General features: G+C 40.4%; 15 protein-coding genes. 11 read left to right on the top strand and 4 right to left on the bottom strand.

All coding sequences use genetic code 11. From position 1 onward, the window contains the following. Positions 1-53 precede the first annotated feature (53 nt). Positions 54-1,022 carry a GlxA family transcriptional regulator gene (locus BWD42_RS10335; protein WP_077435983.1) on the top strand — a complete coding sequence of 323 codons (969 nt, stop codon included), beginning with the start codon at positions 54-56 and terminating at the stop codon, positions 1,020-1,022. Between the two features lie 143 nt (positions 1,023-1,165). Here the strand turns inward: BWD42_RS10335 and BWD42_RS10330 are convergent, their stop codons facing one another. After that, entirely contained in the window at positions 1,166-2,923 is a 1,758-nt protein-coding gene (locus tag BWD42_RS10330; RefSeq protein ID WP_077435981.1) for a DUF885 domain-containing protein, read from the bottom strand. A gap of 325 nt (positions 2,924-3,248) precedes the next feature. Here BWD42_RS10330 and BWD42_RS10325 point away from each other — a divergent pair, with 325 nt between their 5' ends. The 3 genes from BWD42_RS10325 to BWD42_RS10315 are packed head-to-tail and all read left to right on the top strand — an operon-like array spanning position 3,249 to position 5,387. After that, complete coding sequence (locus tag BWD42_RS10325; RefSeq protein ID WP_077435979.1) at positions 3,249-3,722, top strand: carboxymuconolactone decarboxylase family protein; 474 nt, start codon at positions 3,249-3,251, stop codon at positions 3,720-3,722. A gap of 51 nt (positions 3,723-3,773) precedes the next feature. After that, positions 3,774-4,112: a YciI family protein gene (locus BWD42_RS10320; protein ID WP_077435977.1), complete on the top strand. Its 339-nt coding sequence runs from the start codon at positions 3,774-3,776 to the stop codon at positions 4,110-4,112. 45 nt (positions 4,113-4,157) lie between these two features. Beyond that, positions 4,158-5,387 (top strand): RNA polymerase sigma factor, encoded by a 1,230-nt coding sequence (locus tag BWD42_RS10315; RefSeq protein WP_254846215.1) that lies wholly within the window; start codon positions 4,158-4,160, stop codon positions 5,385-5,387. Between the two features lie 248 nt (positions 5,388-5,635). Here BWD42_RS10315 and BWD42_RS10310 read toward each other — a convergent pair whose 3' ends face one another. Further along, positions 5,636-6,169 (bottom strand): hypothetical protein, encoded by a 534-nt coding sequence (locus BWD42_RS10310; protein ID WP_139351114.1) that lies wholly within the window; start codon positions 6,167-6,169, stop codon positions 5,636-5,638. 200 nt (positions 6,170-6,369) lie between these two features. On the opposite strand from BWD42_RS10310, the gene BWD42_RS10305 reads away from it, so the two are divergent. The 7 genes from BWD42_RS10305 to BWD42_RS10275 all read left to right on the top strand — a co-directional run bounded on the left by BWD42_RS10305 (position 6,370) and on the right by BWD42_RS10275 (position 11,475). Further along, positions 6,370-7,188, top strand: a complete 819-nt coding sequence (locus tag BWD42_RS10305; protein WP_077435973.1) for a hypothetical protein — start codon at positions 6,370-6,372, stop codon at positions 7,186-7,188. 20 nt (positions 7,189-7,208) lie between these two features. After that, the gene (locus BWD42_RS10300; protein ID WP_077435971.1) at positions 7,209-7,667 is read left to right on the top strand and encodes an SRPBCC family protein; all 459 of its coding nucleotides are present in this window, start codon (positions 7,209-7,211) and stop codon (positions 7,665-7,667) included. A gap of 31 nt (positions 7,668-7,698) precedes the next feature. Continuing rightward, positions 7,699-8,787: a DUF6688 family protein gene (locus BWD42_RS10295; protein WP_077435969.1), complete on the top strand. Its 1,089-nt coding sequence runs from the start codon at positions 7,699-7,701 to the stop codon at positions 8,785-8,787. A gap of 80 nt (positions 8,788-8,867) precedes the next feature. Next, positions 8,868-9,434, top strand: a complete 567-nt coding sequence (locus tag BWD42_RS10290; RefSeq protein ID WP_077435967.1) for an AAA family ATPase — start codon at positions 8,868-8,870, stop codon at positions 9,432-9,434. Between the two features lie 258 nt (positions 9,435-9,692). Beyond that, entirely contained in the window at positions 9,693-10,115 is a 423-nt protein-coding gene (locus tag BWD42_RS10285; protein WP_077435965.1) for an OsmC family protein, read from the top strand. Next, positions 10,116-10,433, top strand: coding sequence for a hypothetical protein (locus BWD42_RS10280; protein ID WP_077435963.1), 318 nt, complete (start codon positions 10,116-10,118; stop codon positions 10,431-10,433). 163 nt (positions 10,434-10,596) lie between these two features. Next, entirely contained in the window at positions 10,597-11,475 is an 879-nt protein-coding gene (locus tag BWD42_RS10275; protein WP_077436972.1) for a pirin family protein, read from the top strand. 146 nt (positions 11,476-11,621) lie between these two features. Here the strand turns inward: BWD42_RS10275 and BWD42_RS10270 are convergent, their stop codons facing one another. Both BWD42_RS10270 and BWD42_RS24865 read right to left on the bottom strand, forming a co-directional pair. Continuing rightward, positions 11,622-15,488: a TIM-barrel domain-containing protein gene (locus BWD42_RS10270; RefSeq protein ID WP_077435961.1), complete on the bottom strand. Its 3,867-nt coding sequence runs from the start codon at positions 15,486-15,488 to the stop codon at positions 11,622-11,624. Between the two features lie 312 nt (positions 15,489-15,800). Then, positions 15,801-16,042 (bottom strand): hypothetical protein (locus BWD42_RS24865; RefSeq protein ID WP_217700054.1); only part of this gene is annotated, 242 nt, incomplete at its 5' end.

Here is a 16,042-nt window from a genome sequence, read left to right as displayed (position 1 = left end):
GGGTGGATTACGACAAAAACAATTTGTACCTTTATCACATAAACCCAAAAGATATGCAGATCTCTGTTTTTGTTCCCCAATATGGTACAATTGAAGGTATCACACCGGCATTTAGGACCTTCCACACAGCCAATGAATTTCTATTGGCATTTGGAAAGAAACCGATATTCGAGGTTGAGTATGTCGGTCTTAGTGAATATGTACCGGCCAATAGCGGTGAGTATACGATAAAAACAAATCGCTTACTGCAAGATGTCGACCGTACCGATCTACTGATTATACCGCCGACTTTTGGTGATATTGACACCGGAATAAGGGACAACGCCGAAGCAATACCTTATTTTAGAAAACTTCACTTAAGGGGTACCCGTTTGGCTAGCTTATGCGTCGGTGCTTTTCTATTGGCTGAAACTGGGTTGTTAAATGGTAAGAAATGCTCTACTCACTGGGCCTATATCAGCGAATTTCAGGAAAAATACCCCGAGATAGAAGTCGAAGATGGCGCCGTTATCACCGAAAACGATAATATCTACAGTAGCGGTGGGGCCAGCAGCCTATGGAATTTAATTCTGTACCTCGTCGAAAAATTTTCTGATCGCGAAACAGCTGTTATGATCGCTAAATATTTTGCACTGGATATCAGTAGGGACAGTCAGTCTCAGTTTGCAATATTCCGGGGACAGCGAAATCACGATGACGTTGATATCCAAAAAGCACAAGACTACATTGAGCTGAAATACGAGGAAAAAATTACGGTAGAAGATTTAGCCAATTTTGTTAATATTGGCCGTCGAACTTTCGAACGCAGATTCAAAGAAGCAACAAATAATACGCCCGTGGAATATATCCAGCGTGTACGCATTGAGGCCGCAAAGAAATTTTTTGAGGCATCAAGGAAAAATGTCTCCCAGGTAATGTATGATGTAGGCTACACGGACACCAAAGCATTTCGGGATATCTTCAAAAAAATAACAGGCCTGACCCCAATAGAGTATCGGAACAGGTTTGCTAAAGTCGCTTAAAAGAGAAAACTTAACCGCTATAACGTCTCAATCAAGCTTGTTACAAAAATAAAAAGCCACCCGGTGTGTGTACTGCCCCAAATAGTGTATAACTTTTTTGGGGCAGTGCATGTCAGGTGGCTTTCCAATACGGTTTCTTATACCTATTTTTTCAGCATCATTTCCCGGATATATTTTACGGGCGAATTGCCAAAACTTAAAAATTTCTCATTGAAGTTTTTGAGCTTAAATTTGGCACCTTCCTCTTTTTTCACAGCTTCTCTTAAATCATAGATTTCTTTATATCCTGTAAAATAAGAAGTCAGCTGCACGCTGCTTACGGATACCCTTTTCCATTTCCCAGCGGCTTCTGCCTGTTGTTGAAATGCTTCGTCAACCAAGAGATGCATAGCATCCTTTTCACTCATATTCTTTACGTGTACGCTATAATCCAGGATCGCATTACATACGGTACGTAAATGCCATTTGTACCACATCAACCACATTTCAGGTGCATTGTCACCATAGCCATTTTCAAGCATCATCTGCTCCGTATATACAGCCCATCCTTCGATCATGGCCCCATTTCCTAAAATGCTCTTGATTAAGCTCGGGGACTGATTGGCATATACCAATTGCGTATAATGGCCTGGGATAGCTTCGTGAATATTCAGAATCTGCAAAATATAGTGATTATACTCCCGTAGATAGCTTTCTGAAGCCTCTTTTGTCCATCCTGCGAGACTACCAACGTTGTAATAGGTATTTCCGCCTTTATCATAGGGACCGGGCGCGCTGATAGAAGCACCGGCCACCCCGGCCATGTATGCAGGTTCTTTCCGTACAACGAGTGGTTTACTGTCATCAATGTATAAGAGATCTTTCTTTTTCACAAATTCAACCAGTTTTGGGATCTGTGCCTCAATAGCAGACTGAAAATCTTCCGCTTTGACGTGGTTAACAGATAAAGTATCGATCATCTTACGGATCAGCACCAAACTATCTGCGGGCTGCGCAGTCTTTCCAAAATATTTTGGCCATAGCTCCTTACTGATTTTATACATTTCCGCATGCAGATAGCGCTTACGTGCTATGGCGGCATCGTAGATCTCCGCCGCAGTAGATCCTGACTGGATGTCATACTTAAACTTTTGATCGTATAGTTCCTGCCCCAGTCTAAAGCTCCGCGGTGATGGGTTCGGATTAGTTTTTAAAAATGCTACAAATCCATTTATTGCTTTTATGGCCTGATCGGCTTTAACTTGAATAGCTGCTTTTTCAGCTGCCGGAAGATTAGATTTTTTTAAAGAATCACGTAGATCCGTTTCAAATACCGATAACCCACCTAAATTCTGTTGTATCGCCAGATCCGTCAATACGATTGCTGGATTTTTAATTTGTGCTTTAGCGGCTTCGTAATAGGCAGGGATTTTCGCCATACGCTGTTCAATAGCGTGAAGACGGTCGTGCAGTGGGGCGTAGTTCTCGGCCAGCATAAAGGCAATGGTACCGCTCACATTATAGGCAGAGGGATTCCATTCGTAAGCTTTTTCCTTTTCGATCGACCATACATTGGATTCCAGGTAATTCTGGATTAGGTGATAATCTGTCTGCTGTGAGAGGTTCAGATCGTCCAGGTCAAAGCTTTTTAACTGATTGAGATGCTGTTTCGAAAATTCCAAACGTAAAGACCTGCTTTTGGCGTCAGGGATCGTTAGCAATGAGTCGTATCGATGAAAACCTACCTGTGTGGCCCATTCAGGATTTTCTTTCCAAAGCTGTTCGATGAACCGATCTTCGTAAGCTTTAAAGCTTGCATTGGAGGCAGTATCCGCAAGAGCTTTTTTTGTATTGGATCCCGACCCGCAGGATGCCAGGATGCCAAATCCCAGTATTGTAAACGTATATGTTATTAATTTCATTGAAGTAATTTGATTAAAATTAACAATTGTTGTCAACTTTTAATCACATTACGCCAAGGATGTTACAATTCAACCGCTGCATTATTCCGATCTAAAGCTAATACACATAGCTCATTCATCCTTTCTGCAAAGGTCAATCGTTGTTCTCAAAATGACGGAAATAATTATAAAAAATGATTTGAATTTCATATTCGAAAATCAAATTAAAGCGCTAAAAATCAAAAACTTAAAAAGAAATAAAAAAATATTACAGGCCTTATGTCCAATTTCTTTAACTTCAATCATTATTGTAGTGTAAAACAGTTACACTTAAAACAATAATAAAATGAAACAACGAATCAATTTTTTCGCAAAAGGCCAAAATGCTATGAAAGCAATGTTTGGATTGGGTGCTTATTTAGCTAAATGTACGATTGAACAAGAGCTTTTACATCTCATTTATTTTAGAGTGTCACAGATCAACGGCTGTGCCTATTGTCTGGATATGCATTCTAAAGATCTACTAGCAACCGGTGAAAATCCACAACGCCTGTTTTTATTGGACGCTTGGCGTGAAGCACCACTATACAGTGCACGTGAACGCGCGGCCTTGGCCTGGGCAGAAGCAGTAACGAAGATAACCAATGGGGATGTACCGGACGAAGTGTACGCCATAGCGAATCAGGAATTTTCTGAGGAAGAGCTGATTGACCTGACGCTTGCTATAACCACGATCAATGCATACAACCGTTTTAACATTTCTTTCCGTACTGAAGCCGGTGGGTACAAAGTCGGTCAGCATAAAGTGCAGACAGCATAGCATAAACTAAAACGAGATACATCAATTTATTTAACAAATTAAACGCTAAGCATGAAGGATTTCATCTTATTATTTCGGCAGGCAGGCAATGAGCAGCCTCTTTTGAATGATGAAGAAATTGCCAAGATAAATAAAAAATGGCATGATTGGATCGCTGGTATTGAAGCGCAGGGAAAACTTTCCGACCATGGGTCACGACTTGAAAAAAGTGGAAAAGTGTTAAAACCCGGCGGAGTCATCACCGATGGCCCATTTGTGGAGATCCGAGAAAGTCTTGGCGGGTTTATTGTCATCTCAGCAGAGAATCTTGAGGAAGCGACAACTTTGGCCCATGGTTGTCCTATTTTGGAATCCAATGGTAGTGTTGAGATCAGGGCACTATTAGTTTAAAAAGCTTTAGGGGCAATTGTAAAATATGCAATTGCCCTATTCTATATGATGGAATCTAATTTTCTTAAACAGCTCTTTCAACAGGAATTCAGTAAGATTGTCGCAGTAATTTCAAAAGGTTTCGGTCTACAGTATATTGAAATTGCAGAAGATATCGTCAGTGAGACATTTTTGCTGGCTACGGAATCGTGGCAGACAAAAGGCTTGCCTCCAAATCCAACGGCATGGCTTTACACGGTAGCCAAGCAGAAAACCTTAAGTCACTTTAGACGGAATAAGATTTTCGAAAGCAAGGTAATGCCAGAAATACATCAAAAACAAGTCCTTGTGGAAGATACTGATGAATTTAGCTTTACGCAGGAGAATATCAAGGATAGCCAGTTAAAGATGCTATTCGCCATCTGTACACCTGCAATTGCCAGTGAGGCCCAGATCGGACTCGCTTTGCGGATTCTATGCGGTTTTGGTATTGAAGAAATTGCCGAAGCCTTTCTCTCCAATAAGGAAACCATCAACAAGCGCTTGTTCCGGGCAAAAGAAAAGCTCCGCACAGAGAAGATCCAACTTGAGTTGCCCTCCGAAAAGGAAATCGTCCAAAGACTGGACAACGTACTGCATATTATCTACCTCTTATTCAATGAAGGATATTATTCCAAAACACAGAACCAGATTCTAAGAAAAGAACTGTGCATAGAAGCTTTACGTCTCGCGTTAATGTTAGCTACTTATGAGAAGACCAATGTTCCAAAAACAAATGCACTCATCGCCTTAATCTGTTTTCATGCTTCACGTTTCGAAGCCCGGCACAGTACCGATGGTGAATTTATCCTATATGAGCAACAGAACGAGAAACTTTGGAATCAAGAGTTAATCAATCAGGGAATTTATTTTTTGAATCAATCCACCAATGGTGATCAACTGACATCTTATCATATTGAAGCAAAAATAGCACAATGGCATTGCACAAAAGCAGATACCACAGAAAAGTGGAGCGAAATCCTTGAGCTTTACGACCGTTTACTAATGGTCAATTATTCACCTGGCGCAGTACTCAATAGAACATTTGCCTTATATAAGGCAAAAGGAGCAAAAATGGCATTAGTTGAAGCAAAAAAACTAAATCTGTCGGACAATCATTTTTATTTTGTGCTTTTGGGAGAACTTTATAAAAGCATAGACCGCCAAAAAGCAATCGCGAACTTTCAGCGTGCGCAAGCATTGGCAAAAACCTCCCTGGAGCAGGAGACTATCCAACGCAAGATCGATATGCTATAAAGTTCGCGATCCGTTATACAGTGTTAACGTATGCACGCTTATTCATGTACGCTGCTAATTACTGTCCTTTACTGTATCCCCGACTCTGTTTTTCGAATGCTGCCAATAACTCATAAATAATTCGTAAAGTTCGGTCGATTCGATGGCTATCACCGAAGCAGAATACATGATATTTAATTCTTGTGTAGCTTCATAATAAGCCATTTTCCATAACATGGAGGAAAGAGGCGTTAGTTTCCCGATCCATCTTAGTTACCCCAGTTCACATTAAGATTGTGTTTTTCTGCATAGGCTTTTCCTAAAGCATATACTTCGTCAAATACTTTGTCGATCTCGGGCATATGATCTTTTTGAATCTTTTCAAGCAATTTCTGTTTTTCTTCAGCGGATCCCTTTGTATCGCAAAGTTTGGCATAGGCGGTATACTCGTTTTTATAAACCGGAAGTACCTTCTCAAATAAGCTGATAGACTTTTCCTTTAATGCCTTTGCATCCTCATCCGAAACATGGAGCTCATTGATATCTTTCAATGCTTTTTCAACAGTTTGAATTTTTATTTCTACGGATTTTTGGGCTTCATCACCCGATTTCTTACTGGAAGGGATATCGGCAAATTCGACAGTTTCCTGTTCTAAACGTTTACCAAAACGCTCAGGAGCGAAATCAGCGATAAGGTTTGTATTTAAAACAACTTTCCCGAAAAAATTTTCCGGACTTGGAGATTGGCAAGCCGTGAAGAATAAACTTGCCGACATGAAAATAATAAATAGTAAGTGCTTCATATAAATTTTATTTTGCTCCAAAGTACCTAATATTACTTAAAACCACAAACCAGCAGATATCCTACCTCTTTCGATCCGAAATAGTCAGCAAATCGTTATATTGAATTCGGCAAAAAATGATCTTTTGTATAATACTTGTCCAACACGTTAATTTTTAATATTTTAGTAAATAAAAAACAACAGATAAAAAACCGCTGATTATGGGCTTTGACATTAGTTACCATCCAATTTCTGAAGAGCAGATTAATACCTGGTATTTTGAGGTGATTACAAATCCGGAAAAAATCGAGTCCTTGGCTTCCGAGCACCAAATTGATGATTTCTATAAAACAAAATACCAGGATACTATAAATGCAGGTCGGGAAACAGATCAAAATGACTATTTCGACAAGACACATGGTTTCTTCATCGCCGTTGTTCAAGGATTTTTTGAAACCTATTTCTATGTCCGCGGCGGTGGATTATCCTTTTCAGAAAATACGCTGTTAGATTCCTACTATAAAAAATGGGAGGAATTTATCCCCAAGGAGTTACTGACGAAAAAAGTTGAAAATAGGCTTATTGAAAATTATTGCTCGGGTGTATATATTTCTGCGGATCAGGTCGTACGTTTATTAGACGATTATCACCATAATCTGGAGATTAAATCGGAATTGGATCAACTATTTTCAGATGGGCGCATTAGCATTTTCCTAAAGGCTTTGAATTTTGCCAAAGAGCGCGGATTGGGTCTCTTGGAGGCCACAGAAGTTGTAGAGCCACAGCCCCTTGATTTGAATGAATCCAAAAGTTACTCCAACCTATTTAACTGTGATAAAGAAGGCCCACTGCTCTATCAAGCTGTGGCATTCGAACAGATCAAAGACATCGAACAACGCAATGGTCTCCCTGAAAATGAGATCCTGCACAATGTCAAAGTGGAAACCGTGCATGTAGAGCCAACAAATACAACAGCCGGAACAGAGAAAACCAATGCCCCTGCCCAAAAGAAAGGTTTCTGGAAGCGACTATTTGGTTAATATATGCACAATTGAGACAAATGGCCAAATCCTCTTTCATACGTTCAACGGACAACGAAATCGTCAGTTCGAGAATCCTAAATGCCACAATAGCACAAGTCTTTGAAGCTTGCGCCAATCCTTCACATTTAAAAAATTGGTGGGGGCCTGCTGGGTTTACCAATACATTCGAAGAATTTGACTTTAGACCCGGAGGACGATGGAAGTTTATCATGCATGGTCCAGATAAAGGTAATTATCAAAATGAATGCATTTTTTCCGAAATAATTTACCCCAAATTAATTACCTGGGACAGACTGTCCAAGCCACTTTTCCGAATGGAGCTATCGCTGACGGATATTGCTCCCGGCAAAACAAAATTCGGTTTTCGGATGATATTTAGTACAGCTGAGGAATGCAACAAAATCAAAAGCGTTGTCATGGATAAAAATGAAGAAAACTTTGATCGCCTTGAACATGAATTAGAAACAATGATTTGATTACATTCGCTTAATAATTTTATTTGAAGCCATGGACATCGTACTTATTGTAATCGTCACTTTATTTGCTGGATTAATATATCTGTTACGTTCTGCAATTAAAAGACAGAATAAAAAGATTTCATCTATTGAATATGCTGTTATTATTGGCTACATCCTATCCTTAGCCATCTCCGGAGTTGGTCTGTTGACTCATTCCAGTCAGTATCATGAGGCTGTCGATCCTGTTGATGGCGCATGTTACTTACCTTTTGGTGGGAAACATGCCCTTTCATTGTTTCTTTATTTTATTGCTTTCAACTGTGCTGTAATGGCTATTTGGATAAAAGGCCGAAAAATACCACCTATCCCCCTTGTCCTCGCCCTCATTATTTTGATGCTGGGGTCTATAATCAGCCTTTTTGTGCTGACACAGGTAAGCTATCACGATACATCGACCCTTAGTATCTACGTTGGTAATGAAGGAACATTTTACTTTATTTTCACCCCTATTTTCTGCTTTTGTTTTGGCGTAGGTTTTATCTGGAAGGTCATCCAGGAGGAGCGGGAAACATCATTCCTCAGAACTTATCGTAATCCGACACTGAATAGGATCAATAAACTGCTTTCCTCCAAATTTGATTACCCGGTATGGGCACTCATCTTGCTTGTTCCTTTTTTTCTGGTGATGACCGCGGTTCTTATTCTGTTTGGTCAGGATAGCGATTCAATGGCCAAAGTATTTACAGAGACTAGCACTTGGGCTTTCTCCCAAAAAATGCACCCACCTATTTTAGACCACAAGGGACATTATCTTTGTACGGTAGCAGCCAAAGGAGACCCGGCAGTCGTGAAACCACTACGGTTAGGTAAACGGCATGGAAATACGATCATTGTTAACCGTCAACTACTGATAGCCAACGCTTTTGAGGAAATCTTAAGTGATCTATCTCCGATCATTCATCGCTATATACGATCCTTTTATGACAGGTACGGATATAATATCTCCGTCAAAATTAACACAGTCAGCGCATCGAATCTGACCTACAGGATAATGAAACCGCTGGAGTATATTTTTCTTTTCTTCCTGTATTTATTTTATGTGGAACCAGAAAAGAAAATCGCCAGGCAATACACATAACTATTTTAATCTTTACACAATCTTCTCCTTCAAATAGATACGCTTGAAGTATATTGGAGAAGCATTGCATTTTTTTTCATATGGATCAGACAACTTATTTTATTATCCTCACCGGCGGCCCCGGTGTAGGTAAAACCACATTACTAAAAAAACTACAGCAACAGGGCTATCGAACTGTGCCGGAAGATGCACGGAGAATTATTCAGGAACAATTGGTAAACAATGGCAATGGTTTGCCCTGGAAGGATAAGCAATATTATGCCACATTGATGTTGGTTGCATCCAATGCCAGTTTCCTTGATGAAGTAAAAGAGAACTCCACACATCCGGGCTATGTATTTTTTGACCGTGGCATTCCAGATACACTCGCCTACATCGAAATGGAAAATTTAACTATCGGAGAGTCCCTGCTTGAAAAAGCCAAAGCAAACCGTTATCACAAAAAGGTATTTATCCTACCCCCATGGCAGGATATTTATGAAACCGATCATGAGCGCAAACAGACCTGGGAGGAAGCCGAGGCCACATTCCATTGGATGAAAGATGTCTACCAGCGGCTTGGCTATGAAGTCATCGAAGTGCCAAAAACAACAGTCGAAGGACGTTATCAATTTATACTTGAGGCGCTCGGATTAGCCAGCCATTAAGGCTTTGTCAACCATCCGCTCATATGCTGTGCGAATTGACCCCATAATTTTACCGTAAAGAGCCGCTCTAGCGTAATCCTATTATCAAGAATCAGTTACACGGCATCGAGCAGCACCTGCAGTTCCTGTAAAATTGAAAAACCTACAAGTGATCCCAATCAGGAAGTTCTAAGTCTTTCATATTTCTTGAACTACATCAATGGAATTGAATCAAATGGACTTTAATTTTGTTGTATCAGAATTAAAGAAACAAAGCGTATGAAATATATTTTAGAACATCCTGTCAGTGGCCATATTGGTCAGCAAAAATATAAAACAACCATCTTATGGCGTAATGGTGAATTTATTACTGATGAACCGCAAAAATTAGGTGGAGAAGATTTAGGTCCTGACCCCTATACCCTACTGGTATCTTCTCTTGTTTCCTGTACATTGGCCACCCTACGGATGTATATTGACAAAAAGGAACTTCATATCGATGAGATTCAGGTCACAGCCAATATGTATTTACGTATTGAGAAAGAACAAGTGGTCACCTATTTTGATCGAGAAATTTCATTCGGACAAGCTGTTGCAGAAGACCTTGTGGTACGACTCCAGCAAATTGCAGATGAATGTCCGATTTCTAAAATATTGAAAGGGAATGCTATCGTCAATACAATTATGAAAACCAACCTGTAAATGAAAAACTTAGTCATTATTGTATTCGGAAAAAACGAGGAAATTCTCCATACGTTAAAGCGAATCATAGAAAGTACCCAGGGCTGGCAGGCCATCATTCAGCAGGATCTTTCCACTTGCAAGACCTATTTGTCTGCTAATCCTGGCGACATATTATTGCTGAGTTCCGGTCTATCGACGCAGGAAGAGACTGAAATCACAGACCATTTATTGCGTTTAAACCACACTATAGGTTTAATAAAACATTACGGTGGAGGAAGCGGTCTGCTAAAAAATGAAATTTACAGCTTATTCCCCGATTTGATTCCCGGAAATTAAGGAATGTGCTTTAGCGAATTTTTCGAACGTAAACAATCTCCACACTCGAGCTTTTATGTCAATTTTCTGAAAGCTACAATTTTGATTACAAAGCTTTTATTAAACTAGTTCAATGCAAATTAATTTTCGGCAGATTAATTTTGGATATATAAATACAAAGATCATGAATAAACAGAATTTTATAAAAAAAGGACTTTTGGGTTCCGGAATATTCACAGCAAATGCTGTTTCAGCAGGTATTATGAAGAATGACATAGACGAAATAGAACCTTTGGAAGCACTGGATGCCGATGCCGTCCATTATGATTCGGCTCAATTGGAAAATCATAGTGTACTCCATAAGTCAACAAGCCGAGGTCATGCAAACCATGGTTGGTTGCAGAGTAATCATACTTTTAGCTTTGCAAATTACCATAATCCCGAACGCATGCACTTTGGTGTACTCCGTGTACTTAATGATGATATCGTTGCCGCAGGGAGAGGGTTTGGGTTACATCCGCACGATAATATGGAAATCATCAGCATACCTTTAGAAGGAGATCTCGAACATGAAGACAGTATGGGCAATCAGGCCATTATCCGAAAAGGAGATATTCAGGTAATGAGCGCAGGAACCGGGATCATGCATAGTGAATACAATAAAAATAACGATCGGGAAGTGAAGTTTTTACAGATCTGGGTCTATCCGAATCAACGCAATGTGGCACCTCGGTACGATCAGATTACACTGGATAGATCACAAAGGCACAATAAGTTTCAACAAATCCTTTCACCCGATCCCGCTGACGAGGGTGTATGGATACATCAAGATGCCTGGTTTCACCTGGGGCATTTCGACGCTGGTATCACAGAAAACTATAAAGTCAAACAAGCTGGAAATGGTGTCTATATTTTCGTCATCAGCGGAACTGCCAATGTAGAAGGGCAAGAATTGGAGACAAGAGATGGCTTTGGAATCTGGGATATTTCGGAAATTAAGATCACAGCGACTTCGGCAGATACCGAAATTCTTCTGATGGATCTCAACATGATACTAAACTAAGAAAGTATGATAATGACAATACTGCTATTATTCTGGGGGTAAGATCTCTTTATAGCACGATCTCCTTATTCCTATTCGAATCATAATTGTATAAAAAAGGGGAACTTTAACATTCCCCTTTCTCTTTCGACTATTATTATATAATATTAAAAACTGATTGAATTGAGTTTTTTATCAACTAGTATACCGTCAATGGCTTTTAAATTGAAGTTAACGTTACGTTTGGCCTTCAATTTAATTTTAAATAACACTTCAGAACCGTTCAGCGTATCCTTGTTGCCCAGATTTACAAAAGTAGGGTATAGTGCTTTGCTACCGTTTGTATGAAGACGGTCATTGGTATAGTTGTTCATTTCCTTCAGGTGAAGCGGTTCGACGCCCACAAACTCAAAGTCACCCTGATTATACGGTAAGGCAAAACTAAGTGCATTGACTGCTTTAAGATTTTGACCACTTACGGCAATTTCGACAATATCACCAGATTTCAAGGCCGTTTTGGATGCTGTTAATTTAAGCCTACCAGCGACTTTTTCTTCTTTGGTTGGTTTGGCTCCCCCTTCGATCGATACGGCAACATTTGAAATATCATAAGCATCGATCAGGTTATTTTTGTTGACATCACCATTACTCACATAACCCTCGAAATCACCATCCCCCATTCTTAATCCGGTATAGTTAATATAAGAGGTCAAATCATTCTGATCGATCAAGCGGTCGTTATTGATATCTCCTGGCAAATAGCTCGCTGATCCTGGTACTTTGAAGACATAGAGTTCACGACCAGAGCCGAATCCACCAACAGCTTCCGAAACTGAGATCTTAATAAATCGTGCGACAGGACGCTGGCCAAAACTAAAGCCTTTCTTTTCACCATCACGTTTCCAGTCAAAGCTTCCAGCCTCAGACCAAGTCTCTTTATCGTTGCTATAAAATACTTTACCCTTCAAAATGATGCCATTTCCGCCATCTGTGCGCGGAAGATACTCAAACTTATCCAGTTGATTGACCGATTTTAGATCCAACGTGACATCAAATGGAACGGCAGTTTGTCCCCACTTGGTATGCCACATATCTCCTTCGTCATAGTTGAACAGTTTATTGATACCATTGCCACCCTGATTGTCTACAGAGGTTTCTGCTTTAATACCTTCAATCGCAAACTCCAACGGATTGGCTTTTGTTTTTGCACTAAATGTACTCCAATTAGAAGCACCAGCTTTATTCACAGATCTAATCTTAAAACTATAATCAGTCTCGGCTTCCAGACCTTCGAAGAGTAATTGATTGTCTTTAATGGTTGAGTAGGTCAGATCATTGAAAGCAATCTCATAATAGTCCGCATTGGCAACTTTCTCCCATGTCGGTGTTAATGTATAAGCCTGCGTATTACTATCCGTTATCTGGGCGGTAGGAGCTGTCAGGGAACCCGTCTGTACCAAATACGAATCATTTGGCGCAAACTTGAACCCATCAACTTGAATTTCAACTGCTGATGAAGATACATCCTGCTTTCCGATACGTATCAATAGCATCGGATTTTTGATCAGGCTAACCTTTTCAAATGCTGCTCCCTTTGTTGCAAACTGATTCAAATTGGGATGGGCATCGTAGAAGTAGGCATTTTCCAAATTCTTAAATTCTGCTATTGAGTGTGCCGCCTGAAGTTTAATTCCTTTTTTGTTCACTTTAACAGTCACCTTCTTTGGAGCAGCAGTCACATTGAAACGGACCTCCGTTGTTTTCTCTTTTTCGAAGCCTTCAAATTCACCTGTTGACGGCGCTATTGTGAACAGCACTTTATCGCCCTTCTGTATGGAAGAAATCTTTGTATTGACGCCTTTGCCATAACGATATGCTTCTGTTTTTCCGTCATCATCATATTCCGTGAATTCTGAGTTCCCGAATGGATATACTTCGTAAATGCGTTGATCTTTTTTGATTTCCTGCACATTATTATTCGGGTTAGTTACCGGAATAATGGCTCCATTCTTTACAAAAACCGGTAGCTTCCAAATTGGCACATCAAAATTATTGAGGATACGGCCACCTTTATATTTTTCGCCAGTAAAGTAATCTATCCACTCTCCATCAGGCAAATAGATACCGTTGCGGATGTCATTACCCTTTTCATCTGCACGTGTTTCCTGGTAGATGGGTGCCACCAAAAAGTTCGGGCCGTACAAATATTGGTATTGTGTTGCCTTCCCATGCGTATACTGATTTGCCTGCTCCAAAAACATCGCACGAATTATGGGCAGACCATCGACTGCCTGTTTAGCGATACTATAGCTATAAGGAACTAACTGAGATTTAAGCTTCAGGTAAAGACGGTTGATAGAAGTAGCAGGTTCGCCCAAAGCATGCGGATACTTTTCATTGGATCCCCAACCATCCATATTCAGTTCCATCGGTGTCCAGGTCTTCCATTGAAAGTCCCTGATATTAACCTTAAAGTTTTTACCACCAAAGATTCCATCCATATCCGAGGTAATATTTGGCTGTCCGGAAAGACCTGAACCGATATATGTCGGAATATGGAACCGAATATATTCCCAAACCCCACCTGTCTGATCGCCCGACCAAATACCAGCATAGCGTTGCGTTCCTGCCCAGCCGTCCAATGAAATAATAAACGGTCGCGCATTATTTCCATAATAAGGCATGATATGTCCCACATCAGCAACACCGTTTAAGCCAAAGGAATATCCCGGACCTACCCAGGCAACATCCGTCTTTAGTACCCTGACACCAGCATCGCGTACTTCCTTCACAATATCCCTTTGCAATAATGCACTGATGCTGTCTTTGGGATGTAGGTCAGACTGTGTCCATAGGCCAATTTCCACTCCATTTTTACGGGCATAATCACCAAATTCTTTAAGGTTATTGATATTTCCATCTAAAGTTTCGGTCTGACCATACCCAGCGCCGTAACCATCGTTTGGTAGTATCCAGCCCAACGGCATATCATGTTTTTTATAACGGTCTATAACAGCACGGGCGGAAAATTGATAATTCCCTTTTTCACCATTCAGAGACTCTTTGGTGCCGCCATTTTCCTTTTGGCTTTCTTTGTAGCGTTTTCCATCTTCAAACAAAATCCCCTTTTCATCTTCTTTCCAAAAATCCCTATTGTATGCATTTAGGTGGCCCTCGTACAAGCCGAATTTTGGCAGGAGAATAGGATTACCGGTCAACTGGTAAAAGTCATTCAACAAAGGTACCGTACCATCATTGATCATAAAAAAGACATCCAGATAATCAGTGTCATGCGATAACTTCACGGTACCTTTTGTCTTTGCCCCAAAGGCGTAACTCCCTTTTTTGAATGTGTGCCACAAAAAGCCATAGCCATTCGTCGACCAAAAATAAGGTGTAGGCGATGCAACTCCCCCGTCGGTCCAGCTATTTTGATTTTCAATCGCAATGATTTTCCCCTTATGGGAGAACCGACCATTTTGTACACCACCACCGAAAAAGTACTCATCCTTATGTTCTTTTAATTCCAAGGACACTTGTTTAGGTTCAAAAGCGATGGGTTTTAAACTCTCGACAACAACTTTATTTGTAATACGATTTAGGATACTAAATTGAGAAGTCTGTTTATCTATGGAGAATACAATATCTTTTGTTGTGATCGTAGCTTTACTGCCATCGTCTTTTACTTCCAGCTCATTCACCGCCTTACGTGGTTGTTCGACAAGGATCTTCGCTTCGGGTTTTGCCTCTGGATCACGGATAATACCGCCCTTTATGTCCTGAAACATTCTGAAAATATGATTTCCGTAAAAATCCAATGTCAGTCTTTGGTTGTTTTCATATACAATCTCCACCGTCGTTGGATTAATTTTCTGTATGGCAATGATCTTGCTAACAGTTGCAGTTTGTTCGATCTTATAATCAATTGTCAGATGAGTCATCGCACTGACCCTATTCGATTGAAAAATAAATGGAGAAGCCAATCCCAACAATAAACTAACTTGCGCTTTTGTACTCCAAAAAGAAATCTTCATGTGTAGAATTTATAATGTTAAATCGCCTTGCTATGTTTCTATCCTTGTGATAGCTGCGAATGCTGTTAAATTAACATAACAATAATACAATAGTAAATCCAAGTAAAAAAGAGCTTGCGAAATGCAAACGATTGTCCAATAATAATGTTGCAGGAATAATGTAACTATGGGGGACGTCCCATCCAGCCCGGCTGGCCGTCTGCAGAAAAGAGGAGAAGAGAAAACTCCCGAGGGACTGCTGTTGCTGATGCGACTGCTGGTGTCCTTGCTGTTACGCTTGCTGCTAAACTATTGCTGCTACAGCTATTACTGCTACGGTTTTGTAGGTTTTACGGCTGCTGTTACGCTTGCTGCTAAACTATTGTCCAATAAAATCCTGTTGCAGGAATAAAGGGACTGTACGGAACTTCCCATCCAGCCCTGTTGGCTGCCCCCAGAAAAGCAAGAGAAGAGTAAAGTATACAAACGAAAGAAGCCCTTGACTGTTTCCAGCAAGGGCTTCCGTGTAAAAAAAGGCACCGACCTACTCTCCCACCTGTTACGGCAATACCATC

Source organism: Sphingobacterium sp. CZ-UAM (genome assembly GCF_002000245.1).
Taxonomy (GTDB): Bacteria; Bacteroidota; Bacteroidia; order Sphingobacteriales; family Sphingobacteriaceae; genus Sphingobacterium.
Note: the sequence above shows the minus strand (reverse complement) of the source record. Positions and strands in the feature narration are given on the sequence as shown.